Annotated in this window: 17 protein-coding genes; 3 read left to right on the forward strand and 14 right to left on the reverse strand. The window is 65.5% G+C overall.

Features of this window, described 5'->3' with window-relative positions; all coding sequences use genetic code 11:
• Positions 1 to 132: 132 nt before the first annotated feature.
• The 3 genes from IB259_RS19760 (at position 133) to ftsB (ending at position 2190) form a co-directional block, all read left to right on the forward strand.
• Complete coding sequence (locus IB259_RS19760) at positions 133 to 417, forward strand: DUF1330 domain-containing protein (RefSeq protein WP_013392289.1); 285 nt, start codon at positions 133 to 135, stop codon at positions 415 to 417.
• A gap of 4 nt (positions 418 to 421) precedes the next feature.
• Positions 422 to 1708, forward strand: a complete 1287-nt coding sequence (gene eno, locus IB259_RS19765; RefSeq protein WP_054450719.1) for a phosphopyruvate hydratase — start codon at positions 422 to 424, stop codon at positions 1706 to 1708.
• Positions 1709 to 1776: 68 nt separating this feature from the next.
• Positions 1777 to 2190 carry a cell division protein FtsB gene (gene ftsB / locus IB259_RS19770; RefSeq protein ID WP_054450721.1) on the forward strand — a complete coding sequence of 138 codons (414 nt, stop codon included), beginning with the start codon at positions 1777 to 1779 and terminating at the stop codon, positions 2188 to 2190.
• Positions 2191 to 2226: 36 nt separating this feature from the next.
• Here ftsB and IB259_RS19775 read toward each other — a convergent pair whose 3' ends face one another.
• From IB259_RS19775 to IB259_RS19840, 14 genes are all read right to left on the reverse strand, one after another.
• Complete coding sequence (locus IB259_RS19775) at positions 2227 to 2961, reverse strand: pilus assembly protein (RefSeq protein ID WP_225596899.1); 735 nt, start codon at positions 2959 to 2961, stop codon at positions 2227 to 2229.
• Positions 2962 to 3052: 91 nt separating this feature from the next.
• Positions 3053 to 3982: an Hsp33 family molecular chaperone HslO gene (hslO, locus tag IB259_RS19780; protein WP_054450725.1), complete on the reverse strand. Its 930-nt coding sequence runs from the start codon at positions 3980 to 3982 to the stop codon at positions 3053 to 3055.
• A gap of 73 nt (positions 3983 to 4055) precedes the next feature.
• Positions 4056 to 4577 carry a gamma carbonic anhydrase family protein gene (locus tag IB259_RS19785; RefSeq protein ID WP_192329964.1) on the reverse strand — a complete coding sequence of 174 codons (522 nt, stop codon included), beginning with the start codon at positions 4575 to 4577 and terminating at the stop codon, positions 4056 to 4058.
• 22 nt (positions 4578 to 4599) lie between these two features.
• Complete coding sequence (locus IB259_RS19790) at positions 4600 to 6294, reverse strand: acyl-CoA synthetase (protein ID WP_119450949.1); 1695 nt, start codon at positions 6292 to 6294, stop codon at positions 4600 to 4602.
• A 127-nt stretch (positions 6295 to 6421) separates the two neighbouring features.
• Complete coding sequence (locus IB259_RS19795) at positions 6422 to 7294, reverse strand: UDP-2,3-diacylglucosamine diphosphatase (RefSeq protein WP_119450948.1); 873 nt, start codon at positions 7292 to 7294, stop codon at positions 6422 to 6424.
• Between the two features lie 143 nt (positions 7295 to 7437).
• Complete coding sequence (locus IB259_RS19800; RefSeq protein ID WP_054450732.1) at positions 7438 to 8346, reverse strand: DUF2167 domain-containing protein; 909 nt, start codon at positions 8344 to 8346, stop codon at positions 7438 to 7440.
• 147 nt (positions 8347 to 8493) lie between these two features.
• Positions 8494 to 9012, reverse strand: a complete 519-nt coding sequence (locus IB259_RS19805; RefSeq protein WP_192329966.1) for an RDD family protein — start codon at positions 9010 to 9012, stop codon at positions 8494 to 8496.
• 129 nt (positions 9013 to 9141) lie between these two features.
• Positions 9142 to 9330, reverse strand: a complete 189-nt coding sequence (locus IB259_RS19810; RefSeq protein ID WP_192329968.1) for a hypothetical protein — start codon at positions 9328 to 9330, stop codon at positions 9142 to 9144.
• Between the two features lie 246 nt (positions 9331 to 9576).
• On the reverse strand, positions 9577 to 11313 hold the full coding sequence (locus IB259_RS19815; RefSeq protein WP_192329970.1) for a class I SAM-dependent RNA methyltransferase: 1737 nt from the start codon (positions 11311 to 11313) through the stop codon (positions 9577 to 9579).
• A gap of 33 nt (positions 11314 to 11346) precedes the next feature.
• Entirely contained in the window at positions 11347 to 11775 is a 429-nt protein-coding gene (locus tag IB259_RS19820; protein ID WP_175163653.1) for a CopD family protein, read from the reverse strand.
• Positions 11776 to 11874: 99 nt separating this feature from the next.
• Positions 11875 to 13326 (reverse strand): bifunctional 2-methylcitrate dehydratase/aconitate hydratase, encoded by a 1452-nt coding sequence (locus IB259_RS19825; RefSeq protein WP_192329972.1) that lies wholly within the window; start codon positions 13324 to 13326, stop codon positions 11875 to 11877.
• Between the two features lie 70 nt (positions 13327 to 13396).
• Entirely contained in the window at positions 13397 to 14590 is a 1194-nt protein-coding gene (gene prpC / locus IB259_RS19830) for a 2-methylcitrate synthase (RefSeq protein ID WP_042792448.1), read from the reverse strand.
• Between the two features lie 95 nt (positions 14591 to 14685).
• On the reverse strand, positions 14686 to 15576 hold the full coding sequence (prpB, locus tag IB259_RS19835; RefSeq protein WP_054450739.1) for a methylisocitrate lyase: 891 nt from the start codon (positions 15574 to 15576) through the stop codon (positions 14686 to 14688).
• 252 nt (positions 15577 to 15828) lie between these two features.
• Positions 15829 to 16818 (reverse strand): malate dehydrogenase, encoded by a 990-nt coding sequence (locus tag IB259_RS19840; RefSeq protein WP_013392305.1) that lies wholly within the window; start codon positions 16816 to 16818, stop codon positions 15829 to 15831.
• Positions 16819 to 17091 lie beyond the last annotated feature (273 nt).

Below are 17091 nucleotides of genomic sequence, written 5' to 3' on the forward strand. Positions count from 1 at the left end.
TACGGCGGCGCTTCTTTCGGATACAACCAATTAGCATCGGATATGCGTCGCCCGGCCGCCTTGCGCGACACTGGCGGCGTCGCCGTATCCGGCGTCAGACCGAAACCAACGCAACTGCTCTGAAGGAATCCCATGAGTGCCTACCTCATCGCCGACGTCTCAGTGACCAAGCCCGCGCAGTACGAGGACTACAAGCGTCTGTCCACGCTCGCAATGCGCGCGTACGATGCGAAGATCCTGGTGCGCGGCGGCGATTCCAGGCACCTCGAGGGCCGTGAGCCTGGCCGTACCGTCGTCATGGAATTCCCCTCCATGACCGCGGCCCAGGCTTTCTACGACTCCTGGCAGTACCGCCGCGCCCGCAATGCCCGCGAAGGCGCGGCTGTCATGAATATGTTTATCGTTCAGGGAATGTAAAGTCATGAGTGCTATCGTCGATATCATCGGCCGCGAGATTCTGGATTCGCGCGGCAACCCCACCGTCGAATGCGATGTGCTGCTGGAGTCCGGCGCCATGGGCCGTGCGGCCGTGCCGTCGGGCGCGTCCACCGGCGCGCGCGAAGCCATCGAGCTGCGCGACGGCGACAAGAGCCGTTATCTGGGCAAGGGCGTGCTGCGCGCCGTCGAGAACCTGAATACGGAAATCTCGGAAGCCCTGATGGGCCTGGACGCCCAGGAACAGACCTTCGTCGATCGCACCCTGATCGAGCTGGACGGCACCGAATCCAAGGAACGCCTGGGCGCCAACGCGATCCTGGCCGCCTCCATGGCCGTGGCCCGCGCCGCCGCCGACGAATCGGGCCTGTCCCTGTACCGCTATTTCGGCGGCAGCGGCCCCATGAGCATGCCCGTGCCGATGATGAACGTCATCAACGGCGGCGCGCACGCCAACAACACGCTGGACCTGCAGGAACTGATGATTCTGCCGGTGGGCGCAGGCAGCTTCCGCGAAGCCCTGCGCTGGGGCGCCGAAGTCTTCCACATGCTCAAGAAGCTGATCCACGGCCAGGGCATGTCCACGGCAGTGGGCGACGAGGGCGGTTTCGCGCCCAACGTGGCCAGCCATGAAGCCGCCATCCAGCTGATCCTGAAGGCCATCACCGAAGCCGGCTACGAGCCGGGCACGCAGATCGCCCTGGGCCTGGATTGCGCCAGCTCCGAGTTCTACCGCGACGGCAAGTACACGCTGGCCGGCGAAGGCGGCATCTCGCTGTCCTCGCAGGAATTCACCAATCTGCTGGCCACCTGGTGCGACAAGTACCCGATCATCTCGATCGAAGACGGCATGGCCGAAAACGACTGGGAAGGCTGGAAGCTCCTGACCGACCAGTTGGGCAAGAAGGTGCAGCTGGTGGGCGACGACTTGTTCGTCACCAACACCAAGATCCTGCGCGAAGGCATCCAGAAGGGCGTCGCCAACTCGATCCTCATCAAGATCAACCAGATCGGCACCCTGACCGAGACCTTCGCCGCCATCGAAATGGCCAAGCGCGCCGGCTACACCGCCGTCGTGTCGCACCGTTCAGGCGAAACCGAAGACTCCACCATCGCCGACATCGCCGTGGCGACCAACGCCATGCAGATCAAGACGGGTTCGCTGTCGCGTTCGGACCGCATGGCCAAGTACAACCAGCTCCTGCGCATCGAGGAAGAGCTGGCTGAAGTCGCGTCGTATCCCGGCTTGGAAGCTTTTTACAACCTGCGTTGATGAGAAGCGCGGCCCCAGGCGCAATCCCGGGGCCGCATCCACGCCACGACTGCTGAGGGTTCCCGCGTATGCGCCTGTTGTTCCTGGTGCTGTTCGTGCTGCTAGGCCTGATCCAATACCCGCTGTGGCTGGGTAAGGGCGGGTGGTTCAAGGTCTGGGATCTGCAACGCCAGGTGGCGGAGCAACGCGAGACCAACGAAGGCCTGCGCGCGCGCAATGCCGCATTGGAAGCGGAAGTGCGCGACCTCGAAGGCGGCTCCGGCGCCATCGAGGAACGCGCCCGCGGCGAACTGGGCATGATGCGCGACGGCGAGGTGTTCGTGCACATCCTGCCGCAGAACACCCCGGCCCCGGCTGGCGGCGCCTCTTTGGCTGCCGACGCCGCGGCCAAGCCGGCCACCCCCGCGCGCGCCAGCGCGCCGGCGGCCCGCCCTGCGGCTACGCCTCCCAAGCCCGCCAATCAGGCCAACGCCCGGCACTGAGCGCCGGCTGCCGTTCCTGTTCATTCCCCGTTCCGTTCAACCGCAGCGCACGCTGCGGCACTCTCCGTACACGATGCCGGCGGGTTGCGGCGTCCTGCGCGCCCAATCCACCGGGTGCGAATGCATCTCCGTTTCCAGTTCCATGCGCAGGGGCAACAGGCCCCGGGTCTGCGCGTTTCCGGCATAGCTGCCGCGATCGGAGCCCAGCGCGGCCAGCAGCGCCCGCAAGGGCGGCAGCAACGGCTTGTGCAGATAGGTCAGCCGCAGCTTCAAGGTGTTGGCCTGAAATATGGTCTGGCCGCCCGGCTGCGGCGGCCGGCGCGCATGCTGCAGGTCCTGGTAGCCGTTGTCGATGGCGCGCAGGCCTGACGCCGCGGGTACCTTGAGATCCGGGCGGGCGTGTTCGCGGAACGATTGCTCGTCGGGCAGCAGGACTTCGATGCGCCAGGGGTGGGTACCCGAAATGGCGGCCAGCTCGGCTTGCTCGTCTTCCTGGCGGCGGCGTGCGCCGGCCTGGCCTTGCGCATCGGCGTACTGCGGCAGCAGGGCCTGCAGAAAGGCCATGCGCATGCGCGCTGGATCGCCGTGCCCGGTGGCGCCGGCGCGTCCCGCCTCCATCAGCGCCAGATAGGCCATCTGGCGCACGCCCTGCCAGCGGGCCGTTTCGATCGCCAGCAGGCCCAGCAGCAGCACCACGGCGCCCGCCACCGCGAATTCGATGGCGGCGGCGCCGCGTTGCCGGCAGGAGGGTGCATGAAAAAAGGCGGTCATGGCTGCGCAGTCTGGCGCAGGCATGGCCGCCTGTCGATGAGGATAAGCCGGCGTGATCGAAACGTCCCGGCGGCCAGGCCGCCGGTGTGGATCAGTGCACCGTGGGAGGTTCGTCCGCGGCCGGAGCTGCGCCGGACGAGAACAAGGTGGCGCAGTCGACGGAGTCGAACTTATACGGTTTGCCGCAGAAGTCGCAGGCCACGTCGACCTGGCCGCGTTCGGCCAGGATGCTGTTGATCTCTTCCTGGCCCAGCGTGCGCAGCATGCTGGCCACGCGTTCGCGGGTGCAGGGGCAGTGCCAGCGCACCGCCAGCGGATCGAACGCCACCAGGGTTTCTTCCCAGAACAGGCGATGGATCAGCGTGTCGATGTCGGTGGCCAGCAGTTCATCGCGCTTGATGGTGCCGGCCAGGGCGCAGGCGCGGTCCCAGGTTTCGGCGGCGTTCTGCTCGGTAAGAGCGGGCGCGTCCGAGCCGCCGTGGTAGGGCAGGCGCTGGATCAGCATGCCCGTGGCATGGTCGGCGTCGGCCGCCAGCCACAGCCGGGTATCCAGCTGTTCGGAGGCTTTCATGTAGTGCTGCAGGGCTTCGGCCACGGTGTCGCCCTGCAGGGGCACGATGCCCTGATAGGCCTGCTGGCCCGGCAGCTTGCGCTGCGGATCCAGCACCACGATGAAACGGCCGTTGCCGCCCGGGTTCAGCAGGCTTTGCATGTTGCCGTCGCTGGGCACGTCGTGGCCTTCGCGCATCTTGACGGTGGCGCGCAGGCTCAGGTCGTTGCGGCATTCCACCACCAGCAGCGCAATGGGGCCGTCGCCCTGGATCTGCAGCACCAGCGAGCCGTCGAACTTGATGTTGGCGGCCAGCAGCGTGGACGCCGCCACCAGTTCGCCCAGCAGGTGGGTGATGGCGGGAGGGTAGTCGTGATTGGCCTGCACGGCCTTCCAGGTCGCGTCCAGGCGCACGGCCTGGATGCGGACGCTGCGGTCTTCGGTAAGGTATTTCTTGAGCTGATCGGTCATGGAGGCATGTTAGCCGATCAGGCCCGTCTATTCCCCCTGCCGCCAGCAGGGTCGAAGCGCCGCCCCGGGGCGCTCAGCCGATCCGTTTCAGCGCGGTCTTGTAGCGTTGGCCGCGCGCCACGTAATGGGCGGTGTTCTTGTGCAGATTGGCGATTTCCTCGTCCGAGAGCTCGCGGACGATCTTGCCGATGCCGATGACCAGGGAGTTGTCGGGAATGATGCGGTCTTCCGGAATGATGGCGCCGGCGCCGATCAGGCAGTTGCGGCCGATGACGGCATTGTTCAGCACGATGGCCTGCATGCCCACGAGGGCGCCTTCATGGATGGTACAGCCGTGCAGCATGGCCTGATGGCCTACCGTGACGTTGGGGCCGATGGTCATGGGACAGCCGTCGTCCACGTGCAGCACGCTGCCTTCCTGGATATTGGTGCCGCTCTTGATCAGGATGGCGTCGTTGTCGCCGCGGATCGACACGTTGGACCAGATGCTGACGCCTGCCTCCAGCGTTACGTTGCCGATGATGTCGGCGCTGTCGGCCACATAGGCCGCCGGGTCGATGCGGGGAATCAGGTCGTCGAGCTGGTAAATGGGCATGCCTAGGTCTCCGGTTGCGGCGTCACGCCTTGGGGGCGTGCGGCGCGTCTGTAATGGCTGCGGTCATCCGCGAGCGCTCTTCTTCGCGCAGGCGCAGGATGCGGCGCTGGATTTTACCGGTGGTGGTCATGGGCAGCTCGTCGACGAATTCGATCTCCTTTGGGTACTCATACGGGGCCAGGCGCTCGCGCACATGTTCCTGCAGGTTCTCGATGATGTCGTTGCGGTCGCGCTGCGCGAACTCCGGCGTCAGCACCACGTAGGCCTTGACCAGGGCGCCGCGCTCGGCGTCCGGCTTGGGCACGACGGCGGCGTTGGCCACGGCCGGATGCCCGATCAGGCAGCTTTCGATTTCGCCCGGCCCGATGCGGTAGCCGGCGGACTTGAATACGTCGTCGGCGCGGCCTGCGTACCAGAGGTAGCCGTCGGCGTCGATCTTGGCCAGGTCGCCAGTCAGGCACCAGTCGCCCTTGAACTTGGCCTGGGTGGCGGTTTCATTGCGCCAGTAGCCCAGGAACATCACGGGATCCGGGTAGCCATGGATGTCGAGCCGGTTTACGGCGATCTCGCCGGTGGCGCCGGGCGCGACCGGCTTGCCGTCCTCGTCCAGCACCGCGACGTTGTGGCCTGGGTAGGGGCGGCCCATGCTGCCTGGTTTGGCGGGCCAGCGCTTCTGGCTGTTGCCCACCACGTAGTTCATTTCCGTCTGGCCGAACATTTCGTTGGGCGTTACGCCCAGCGCCGATTGGCACCATTCGAAGACGGTCTCGCCCACGCTTTCGCCGGCGCTCATGATGGAACGCAGGGCCAGCTGGTAGCGGCCGCGCGGCTCCGGCACCGCTTTCATCATCATCTTGAGCGCGGTGGGGAAGAGGAAGGTGTTGGTGACCTGGTAGCGTTCCAGGAGCTCGAATGCGCGCTCGACCGAGAAGCGGCCGCGCGTGCCGACGATGGGGTGGCCGAAGTACAGGGTGGGCAAAAGGGCGTCCATCATGCCGCCGGTCCAGGCCCAGTCGGCCGGCGACCAGAACACGTCGGCGGGCTTGGGGAACCAGTCCTGCGAGGCCACGAAGCCCGGCAGGTTGCCGATCAGCACGCTGTGCGGCAGCAGCGCGCCCTTGGGGGCGCCGGTGGTGCCGGAGGTATAGAGCAGGATGGCCGGGTCCGAGGAACGGGTCTGGACCATCTTGAATTCGCTGGGTTGGCGCGCCAGCAGGCTGCGCCAGGGCAATACGCGTTCGTCGGCGAAGCCGATGCCGATGATCTGCTGCAGGTTGGGACAGTTGTCGCTTACGGCCAGCAGGTTGGCGCTGGAGGCGTAATCCACGATCGCGACCCGGGTTTCGGAGTCGCGCAGGCGGCTTTCCAGGGCCTCGGGGCCGAACAGGGCGGACAGCGGCAGCACTACCGCGCCGACGCTGTAGATGGCCATATGGGCCACCACGGTCTCGGGCCGTTGCCCCAGCACCACACCCACGCGGTCGCCGCGCCCAACGCCCATTTTCACCAGGCCGTTGGCCAGCTGATTGGCCGCTTCCGCCAGGCGGGCATAGGTCCAGACCTCGCGGTTGCCAGATTCATCTTCGTAGTAGATGGCAATGCGCCGCGCATCCGGACTGCTGGATGCCCAGCGGTGGCAGCACGCTTCCGCGATGTTGAACTGGGTGGGTACCAGCCAGCGGAATGTTTGGTAGAGCGCCTGATATTGGTCGTTCATGGCCCTATGTTGTGAGCATGTTGCAGCGTGAACGGGTCAAGTTGGCCCGTTGCCCCAGATGCAAGCATGACCTAGAGGGCCGTGAACTGCAACATCCCCGTTGCGTAACGGGGACGCATACGGGTTATCACGGGTGTTTGCCTTGGCGGCGCAGTGCGGAGGGCAGGGCCGGCAGCGTCAGCGAGCGGGGCGGCCGGGCGGCGGGATCGGCTTCGCGATCCGCCATGACAGTGGCCCAGTCCAGCAACTGGAGCTGGCCGTCGTGCGTCTCCGCCAGGGCGGACAAGCTCTCCACCCAGTCGCCGTCGTTGCAGTAGAGGATCTCGCCCACGTAGCGCAGTTCGGCCTTGTGGATATGGCCGCAGACCACGCCGTCCAGGCCCCGTCGCCGGGCTTCGCCCGCCAGCGCCTCTTCGAAGTCCGTGATGAAGGACACGGCGTTCTTGACCTTGTGCTTCAGGTATTGCGACAGGGACCAGTAATGCAGTCCCAGACGGTGGCGCAGCCGGTTGAAATGATGGTTGATCCACAGCGCCAGTTGGTAGAGCCCGTCGCCCAGGTGGGCCAGCCAGCGGCTGTGCTGGATCACGCCGTCGAACTGGTCGCCATGCAGCACCAGCAGGCGCTGCCCCTTGGCGGTGGTGTGCACGTCCTCGTCCAGGATCTCGATGTCGCCGAAGGCATAGCCAGCGAACTCGCGCGCGAATTCGTCATGGTTGCCCGGGATGAATACGACCCGGGTGCCGTTGCGCGCCTTGCGCAGGATGCGCTGGATGACGTCGTTGTGCGCCCGGGGCCAGTGCCAGTGCTTGCGCAGCTGCCAGCCGTCGACGATGTCCCCCACCAGGTAGAGCGTGTCGGAATCGTTGTGATCCAGGAAGTCGAGGAGGAATTCCGCCTTGCACCCGGCGGTGCCCAGGTGAATATCGGAAATCCAGAGGGCGCGCCAGTGCGCGGGGCGGATTTCGTTCACGGTCGCTTTCCCAGGGGCTGTGCTCATGCCTGGGAATGAAACCATCCGGCGATGACCGGAACGTGAACGCTGCGTGACGCTGTTGTGACGGCGGGCGAGGTTCTGCGATGCACGGCGGACCGCCGTGCATCGGGTTCATGGGTTCGGGGGGGCGCGACCGGAGTCGGCGGTCAGGGCTGCTGCGGGTTGGCCTTCTTGGCCCGCAGGCGCTTCCAGATGCCGCCGCCCAGCGCGGCCGCGGCCAGCAGGCCGACCTTGGCGAACTTGGCCAGGAAGGCGGCGATCACGGCGAACAGGCCCAGTTTTTTGGCCGCTACGCCAGCCACCAGGGCGGCCAGGCCGTACTCGGCCACCTTGTCGGTCGAGGAGTTGAAGTCGGCGTAGCGCTTGCCTTCGACGTAGTTCAGGTTGTCCAGCAGGGTCAGCACGGCCGTCTTGTCCTTGGGCACCATGCTCTTCTGCGTGATCAGGTCCAGCGTGATGTAGCCGTCGCGGCCCAGCGCGTAGGTGTTGTAGTTGACGGTGGGGTTCTCGGTGGCGCTTTCGCCCTTGTGCTTGACCGCGACCGACCAGACCAGGCGCTGCGAGTTGCTGTCGTACTTCGGCGCCTCGACCCAGCCGTCCATGATCAGTTCGGGGAAGCCACGCTTCTTGCGCTCTTCGTTGGACTGCTCGGTGCCTTCGCGCAGGCTGTCCAGCAATTCGTTGACGTTCCAGTTCTTGGCGTCGTCGTCCTTGATGTAGCCGGCCTTGTCGAAATTGACGGTGATGACCCAATCGTCATCGTCGCTCTTGGGCATCACCACGCCCAGCAGGGAAGGATCCTTGCCGTTGCCGTAGGCCGCCATCAGCCGGTCCGCCTGCAGGCGCGGCACGAAGAACATGGATTCGGGCAGATGCACGACCGCCTGCTCGCCCAGTTTGACGTCGGCGGGCCCTTCCTGGGCAGCGGCGAAGGCGGCCTTGGTGGCCGCTTCGATTTCCTGTTGGGCGGCGGCGTTCTGCGCCAGGGCGCCGGCGGGCAGCAGGAACAGGGCGCTGGCGGCGGCCAGCGCAACACGGGAAAGGAAAGCGCGCATGATGGTTCTAGGGCGTCTGAAAAAAGGGGCCCCATTGTCTTTGCGGTCGACTTTCAACTTTCTGAAAGCAAACGGCTAATTCGGCGCACGATGTTGCCGTTTGTCGCAGAATGTATGCGGCGGGTCGGCTGACGCTGCCGGCGCAGGCTAGCGGGCCTTCTTGTGGCGCGGCGCGTTGCGCAGCCGCGTGCCCAGGATGCGATCGTGCAGGAACTGGCCGTCGGGATCGAACCAGGACCAGACGAAGATGGTGAAGGGCGCGGCGACGATGAACATGTCCATCGAAGGCCAGCCGGTGGCGCTGGCGGCCGCCCACACGACCGCCGCGCCGGCCAGCACCAGAGGCCAGACCAGGATGTAGCGCAACATCAGGCGGGTCGTGGACGGGGTGTTGCCGTCGCGGTCGACCAGGCGGATGTTCCAGGTTTTCATGGGCAGGGTCTGGCCGCGGCGGCGCCAGCACAGCACGAAATACGCTCCGATGGCGACGAACAGCCAGGCCTGCCGGGCGCCGCGCAATTCCAGCGCGTTCTTGCTCTGGGTCAGGGTATCCAGCAGGTAGCCAGCCAGGAACACCACGCCAAACAGCAGCACGGCTTCGTACATCATGCAGGCGAACCGGCGCAGCCGGTTGGGGGTCTGGTCAAGGAGGGCGTCGGTCGTCATGGGTCGCTATTATCCGACAAAGCCCAGGCCTTCCAAGGCAAAAAAAAACCCACCGGTAAGGGCGGGTCTTAAAAGGGGCTATGCAGCCCCCAAGGGGAAAACTGTTCAGGCCGTAAGCCTGGGCCTTGCTCAGGCGGCGGAGTGCGCGTTCTTGGTGCTCGTCTTGCCAGCCAGGGCACGGATGCCGTGGGCCAGCTTACGCAGGCCGGCGGCCAACGCCCGCATCGGGTGCGGACGGAATTGTTCTTCGATAGCCTGGAGCATCAGTTGGCGCTCGAGTTCGTCGGTCAGGCGGATGGTGTTGTTCGGGTTGATCACAATAGCCTCCACGGGCTTGCACTGTTTGTTTAGCTACTAGGGATAACCCGAATTATAGGGGTTAACCCTGAACTTGTGCAAGTGCCTGGTGCATATTGGCAACACCTTGGTGCGATGATGCGCTCAAACGGTGCTGGGGAAAACCATAAGCAAAGATAAGCGCGCCATGTTGCGGCGCCTTTACAACGCGCTGTTCAAGGGGAAGGGGCGCCCGGGGGCCGAAACCTCCCGGGGGCGCAGGGGCGCTCAGGCGTCGCGGTAACCGGCCGCGACCAGCTCGAAACCGAACAGGCGGCAGTCCAGCGAACCGTTGTGCAGCGGCACGCGGCGCTTGGGCTTCAAGCGCATCTGGTTGGGCAAGGTGAGGTCGCTGGTGATGACGTGCAGTTGCCAGCCCGCGAAATTGCGCTTCAGGCAGGTGGCCCAGTCGCGCCACAGATCCGCGTCCTGTTCGGTCCCCATGCGCTCGCCATAGGGCGGGTTGGTGACGATCCAGCCGTGGTCGGCGGGCGCCGTGACGTGGCGGGCATCGCCGACCTCGAAGCGGATCGAGTCTTCGGTCAGCCAGGCGCGTTCGGCGTTGTTGCGGGCGAATTCGATCGCGCGCGGGTCCAGGTCGTAGCCGACCAGCGGCGCGTCCAGTTGCGGCAGGATGCGCGCGCGGGCATCGTCCTTCAGGTCGCGCCAGCGGTAGGCGTCATGTCCGCGCAGGCGTTCGAAGCCGAACGGGCGCGAGATGCCCGGGGGCACGCCGAGGGCGATCCAGGCAGCCTCGATCAGGATGGTGCCCGATCCGCAGAACGGATCCAGCAGCGGGGCGGCCGGATCCCAGCCCGCCAACGCCAGCATGCCTGCGGCCAGGTTCTCGCGCAGCGGCGCCTCGCCCTTGTCCAGGCGCCAGCCGCGCTTGAACAGCGACTCGCCCGAGGTGTCCAGGTACAGCGTCGCGGTATGCCCGGTCAGGAACAGGTGCACGCGGGCGTCCGGACGCACGGTGTCGATGCTGGGGCGTTCGCCTTCCAGTTCGCGCAGGCGGTCGCAGATGCCGTCCTTGGCGCGCAAATTGCAGTACTGCAGGCTTTGCACCGGGCTCTTGATGGCCGAGGTATCCACGCGCAGGGTCTGCTCCGCGCCGAACCAGCGCTCCCAGGGAGTGTCGCGGGCCAGGTCCAGGATGTCGTCTTCGTGCGAAATCTCGGCATGGGCGACCTGCACCAGGATACGGGTGGCCAGGCGCGAATACAGGTTGGCGCGCTGCACGCCGGCCCAATCGGCCGTGAACGAGCAGCCAGCGCGGCCGGCCTGGGCGTCCTCGAAGCCCAGCGCCTGCATTTCGGCCGTCAGCGCCTCTTCCAGTCCTTGCGGGCAGGGGGCGAAGATGGGAAATGTTTCCGCCTGGCGGGTTTCGCGCGGACGGCGGCTGCGGACCTCGACGGCGGGTTCGCGGTGGTCTTGGTCCCGGTTACGTGCTTCGACAAAATCCGATTCGTGCTCGGGTTCAGCCTGATATTCCGGCGCCGGACCGTCGTCCTCGAACGGGTCGTAGAAGCGTCCCGCCGGGGTGGCCGGCGCGATGTACTGATCGTCGCGCAGGCGCGGCGCGCGCTGCGGGGCGCGGCCGGAGCGGCCGCCGGATTCAGTTTCGCGGCGCGGGCTGTCGGCCCGCTTGCGGTCCGTAGCAGGTCGCCCCGATGCCGCCCGGTCCGAGGCGCCGCGTCTCGGCGCCGCCCGGTCCGACGCGCCGCGCGCGGACTGGCCGCGGCCGGCGCCGCGCGGGCCACGGGCTTCCTCGTCCTTGCGCCGCTGATAGGCGGCGGGATCTTTCTGGCGTTCGATGCTTTCCTTGGTGCGCTCCTGTTGCGCGACCAGACGGGCGCGGGCGCCGCTGCGGGTGCGCTTGGGGGCGTCTTCGGCATAGGCGTCGCGCGCCGTTTTCTTGATCGTCAGCGTCTTGCGCGGGCGGTCCTGTTCATCAGAGGACATACGAATCCTGGCGAATGTGCAGAGGTAGGGGTATCAGAAGGGTTTGACGACGACCAGCGCCACCACCACCAAGAGCAGCAAGACGGGAACTTCGTTGAACCAGCGATAGAACTTGTGCGAACGGGTGTTTTTGCCCTGTTCGAATTTGCGCAGCATCAGGCCACAGGCGTGATGGTAGCCGATGACGAGCAGGACGAAAAAGAGCTTGGCGTGCATCCAGCCGTTGCCGGGGCCCACGCCGATGCGATAACCCAGATAGAGCCACATGCCGAATACCACCGCGACCACGGCCAGGATGGTGGTGAAACGGTACAGGCGGCGCGCCATGCCCAGCAGGGTGGTCTGGACCGCGGGGTCCGATTGCTGCGCCAGATTCACGAATATGCGCGGCAGGTAGAACAGGCCGGCGAACCAGGAAGCGATAAAGACAATATGAAAGGTCTTGACCCAAAGCATGGCCATGGCGCGATCCAGTCGAGGAAAGCCGCATTGTAAGCTGCGCCACTACGCGTTCAGGCCAAGAGGCAAAGCCCCGCGGACAGGGCTTTGCGGGGAGGCGGCTCAGATCACGTACAGGTCGACGTACTCGTGGACCGGCATGGCTTCCAGCCGCTTCTGGTCCAGCGAGGCCTGCAGGATGCGGTCTTGCTGGCGGGCTGGGAACATGCGCGCCAGATTGGTGCGGAACTTGGTTTCCAGCAGCGGTATGCCTTCGGCGCGGCGGCGCTTGTGGCCGATGGGGTACTCGCAGACGATCTCGTCCAGCCGCGTGCCGTCCTTGAATTCCACCGTCAGCGCATTGGCGATCGAACGCTTGTCGGGGTCGTGATAGTCGCGGGTATAGGCCGGGTCTTCCACGCACACAATCTTGTCGCGCAGCGCGTCGATGCGCGGATCCCGCGCCACCGCGTCCTCGTAGTCGGCCGCGGTCAGGCGGCCGAACAGCGTCGGTACCGCCACCATGTACTGGATGCAGTGGTCCCGGTCGGCCGGGTTGGCCAGCGGTCCCTTCTTGTCGATGATGCGGATGCAGGCTTCGTGCGTGCGGATTGTGATTTTCGCGATGTCGTCGGCGTTCTTGCCGGCGGCCTGCAGCCGGGCGTGGAGTTCCATTGCGCACTCGACGGCGGTCTGCGCATGGAATTCGGCTGGAAACGAAATCTTGAACAGCACGTTTTCCATCACGTAGCTGCCGTAGGGGCGCTGGAACCGGAACGGCTGGCCTTTGAACAGCACGTCGTAAAAGCCCCAGGTCTTGGCCGTCAGCACGGACGGATAGCCCATTTCGCCGGTCCGGGCGATCAGCGCCAGGCGCACGGCGCGGCTGGTGGCGTCGCCCGCGGCCCAGCTCTTGCGGCTGCCGGTATTGGGCGCGTGGCGATAGGTGCGCAGGCTCTGGCCATCGACCCAGGCCAGCGACACCGCACTGATCACTTCATCGCGGCTCAGGCCCAGCATCTGCGCCACCACGGCGGTGGAGGCAACTTTCACCAGCACGACGTGGTCCAGGCCGACCTTGTTGAAGGAGTTTTCCAGTGCGATGCAGCCCTGGATCTCGTGCGCCTTGATCATGCCGGTCAGCACGTCGCGCATCAGCAGGGGCGGTTTGCCGGCCGCGACCGCCGTGCGGGACAGCCAGTCGGCGGTGGCCAGGATGCCGCCCAGGTTGTCGGACGGGTGGCCCCATTCGGCGGCCAGCCAGGTGTCGTTGAAGTCCAGCCAGCGGATCATCGTGCCGATGTTGAAGGCGGCCTGCACGGGATCGAGCTGGAATTGCGTGCCCGGCACCTTGGCGCCGTGGGGCACGGTCGTGCCGGGGACGATGGGCCCCAGCAGTTTCCTGCACGCTGGATACTCCAGCGCTTCCAGGCCGCAGCCCAGCGTGTCGATCAGGCAGTTGCGCGCCGTTTCGTACGCCAGGCCGCTCTGGATTTCATACTTCAGGACGTAGTCGGCGATATCGACCAGAACCAGGTCGGGATCGGGACGGACGTTGGAGATCGGGGCAGACATAGCGGTACCTCTCCATGGAATGAATACAGGTGGCCATGCCGTGCCCTCGTCCGCGCCCTGGTGTCGTGGCTTACTTGCGCTTTTCCAGCGGCACGAACTTCTGGTCTTCCGGGCCCACGTAATTGGCGGTGGGGCGGATGATCTTGTTGTCGATGCGCTGCTCGATGATGTGGGCCGACCAGCCCGCCGTGCGCGCGATGACGAACAGCGGCGTGAACATGGCGGTGGGGACTCCCATCATGTGATAGCTGACGGCCGAGAACCAGTCCAGGTTGGGGAACATCTTCTTGATGTCCCACATGACCGTTTCCAAGCGTTCGGCGATGTCGAACATCTTGGTGCTGCCGGCCTTCTTGGACAGCTTCTTGGCCACTTCCTTGATGACCTTGTTGCGCGGGTCGGACACGGTATAGACGGGGTGGCCAAAGCCGATGATAACTTCCTTGGCTTCGACGCGGCGGCGGATGTCGGCCTCGGCCTCGTCCGGGGTTTCATAGCGCTTCTGCACGTCGAAGGCCACTTCGTTGGCGCCGCCGTGCTTGGGGCCGCGCAGCGCGCCGATGGCGCCCGAGATGGCGGAGAACATGTCCGAGCCGGTGCCGGCGATGACGCGGGCCGTGAACGTGGACGCGTTGAACTCGTGTTCGGCGTACAGGTTCAGCGAGATGTGCATGGCCTTGACCCACTCGTCACTGGGCTTTTCGCCATGCAGCAGGTGCAGGAAGTGGCCGCCGATGCTGTCGTCGTCCGTCTGCACGTCGATGATGCGGCCGTTGTGGCTGTAGTGGTACCAGTACAGCAGCGCCGAGCCCAGGTTGGCCATCAGGCGGTCGGCGATGTCGCGCGCGCCCGGGGTGTTGTGGTCGTCTTTTTCAGGCAGCACGCAGCCCAGCACGGACACGGCGGTGCGCATCACGTCCATCGGGTGGCTGGCGGCGGGCAAGGCTTCCAGCGCGGCTTGCAGCTGGGCGGGCAGGCCGCGCAGGCTGCGCAGCTTTTCCTTGTAGGCCTTCAGTTCGGCCTTGTTCGGCAGCTTGCCGTGGACGAGCAAGTGGGCGATTTCCTCGAACTCGCTGGCGTCGGCGATGTCCAGGATGTCGTAGCCGCGGTAGTGCAGGTCGTTGCCGCTGCGGCCGACCGTGCACAGTGCGGTGTTGCCGGCGACGACGCCGGACAGCGCAACCGACTTCTTGGGCTTGAAGCCGGCTTTTTCTTCCGGCTGGGCGTCCGTCTTGGCCACTTGCTTCTTGGGAGCCGTGCTCATGTCTCTACTCCTTCCTTTCGCGATGGTCGTTGCTATTGGGGGTGGGCATGCAAGGCGCCGGGCGGCTGCCGCGACGCCGGAAACCGTGGGCTGGCTTAGGCCTTGCCCTTCTGGAACAGCGCGTCCAGCTTCGATTCGAATTCGTGGTAACCGATGCGGTCGTACAGTTCCTCGCGCGTCTGCATCAGGTCCACCACGTTCTTCTGGTGGCCATCGCGGCGGATGGCGGTGTAGACCGCTTCGGCTGCCTTGTTCATGGCGCGGAAGGCCGACAGCGGGTAGAGCACCATGCCCACGCCCACGCTCTTCAGTTCTTCCACCGAGAACAGCGGCGTCTTGCCGAATTCGGTGATGTTGGCCAGCACTGGCACCTTGACCGCCTTGACGAAGCGGTCGTAGGTAGGCAGGTCGTAGGCGGCTTCGGCGAAGATCGCGTCGGCGCCCGCTTCCACGCAGGCCAGCGCGCGCTCGATGGCGGCGTCCACGCCATGGGAGGCGATCGCGTCGGTGCGGGCGATCAGGTAGAAGTCCGTATCGGTGCGGGCGTCGGCCGCGGCCTTGACGCGGTCGGCCATTTCTTCGGTCGAGACGATTTCCTTGCCGGGGCGATGGCCGCAGCGCTTGGCGCCGACCTGGTCTTCGATGTGGCAGGCGGCGGCGCCGAACTTGATCAGGCTCTTGACGCTGCGGGCGATGTTGAACGCCGACGGGCCGAAGCCGGTATCGATGTCGACCACTAGGGGCACGTCGCAGACGTCGGTGATGCGGCGCACGTCCGTCAGGACGTCGTCCATGGTGTTGATGCCCAGGTCGGGCAGGCCCAGCGAACCAGCCGCGACGCCGCCGCCGGACAGGTAGATGGCGCGGTAGCCGGCGCGCTTGGCCAACAGCGCGTGATTGGCGTTGATGGCGCCGATGATCTGCAGGGGGCTTTCTTCGGCAAGCGCGCGGCGAAAGAGGGCGCCGGCGGATTCGGGTCTGGACATGGGTGGTCTCCGTAATTTGGACCGGGTGTTTTCGTGGGCCCCGGATGAAACGACTGGACTGCGGACTGGCGCGTTGCAGGCCAGGCCGGGATGCGTCCCGTCCTGGTTCCTGACCTTACCGCGGGCCCGGAAAATAAATCTGTCCCCTTCGCGACATTCCTTTGCGCAGGGGCAAAGGGACAGGTTTATGTTTCGGTCTTGCCTAGGAATTGGGCCCGCGCAAACGGGCCCAATTCTTTACTCATGCGCTGCTTACTTCAGCAGGTCCTTGACGCCGTCGCGCTCTTCGAGGAGCTCTTTCAGCGTGAAGTCCAGGCGCTCGCGCGAGAAGGCGTCGATTTCCAGGCCTTCGATGCGCTTGTATTCGCCGTTTTCGGTCGTGACCGGCACGCCGTAGATGATGCCTTCGGGGATGCCGTAGGAGCCGTCCGACGGGATGCCCATCGTGACCCACTTGCCGTTGCTGCCCAGGACCCAGTCACGGACGTGGTCGATGGCGGCGTTGGCAGCCGAAGCGGCCGAGGACAGGCCGCGGGCTTCGATGATGGCGGCGCCGCGCTTGCCCACGGTGGGGATGAACGTGTCACGGTTCCAGGCGTCGTCGTTGATCAGCTTGGACAGCGATTCGCCGCCGACGGTGGCGAAGCGGTAGTCGGGGTACATCGTGGGCGAGTGGTTGCCCCACACGACCAGCTTTTCGATGTCGGCGACGGCCTTGCCGGACTTGGCAGCCAGTTGCGACAGGGCGCGGTTGTGGTCCAGGCGCAGCATGGCGGTGAAGTTCTTGGCGGGCAGGTCCGGCGCCGACTTCATTGCGATGTAGGCGTTGGTGTTGGCCGGGTTGCCGACGACCAGGACCTTGACGTTGCGGCTGGCGACGTCGTTCAGGGCCTTGCCCTGAGCCGTGAAGATCTGGGCATTGACCGACAGCAGGTCCTTGCGTTCCATGCCGGGGCCGCGCGGGCGGGCGCCAACCAGCAGGGCCACGTCGGCGTCCTTGAAGGCGGTGCGCGGGTCGCTGTGGGCGGTGACTTCTTGCAGCAGCGGGAAGGCGCAGTCATCCAGTTCCATGATGACGCCCTTCAGGGCCTTTTGCGCTTTCTCGTCGGGGATTTCCAGCAGTTGCAGGATGACGGGTTGATCTTTACCCAGCATTTCGCCGGAGGCGATGCGGAATAGCAGTGCGTAACCGATTTGGCCGGCGGCGCCGGTGACGGCGACACGCAAGGCAGGCTTGGACATGGACGTTCTCCGTAATGGTTTGGCGAGAAAAAATCTCACCAAGCAGTGTAATCGTTGGGCGTGAAAATCAACGCGTATGCAACGGCGTGCGCAGTGGCAGGCGCGGGGCCCGGGCAGCGTTGAATCCTAGATCGAATTTACGTGTCCGTCAATTGCTCTTCTATCTTATATAAGACATAAGACGTTGGACAGCCGCCCGGCCGATATGCCACAATAGAGCGTTTATTCGAATGCGCCGCAACCCGGTTTCGGTTGCGCGCCTGTATCAAGCCA

Origin of the sequence: Achromobacter sp. ACM04 (genome assembly GCF_014851465.1) — a bacterium.
Lineage (GTDB): Bacteria > Pseudomonadota > Gammaproteobacteria > Burkholderiales > Burkholderiaceae_B > Achromobacter > Achromobacter aegrifaciens.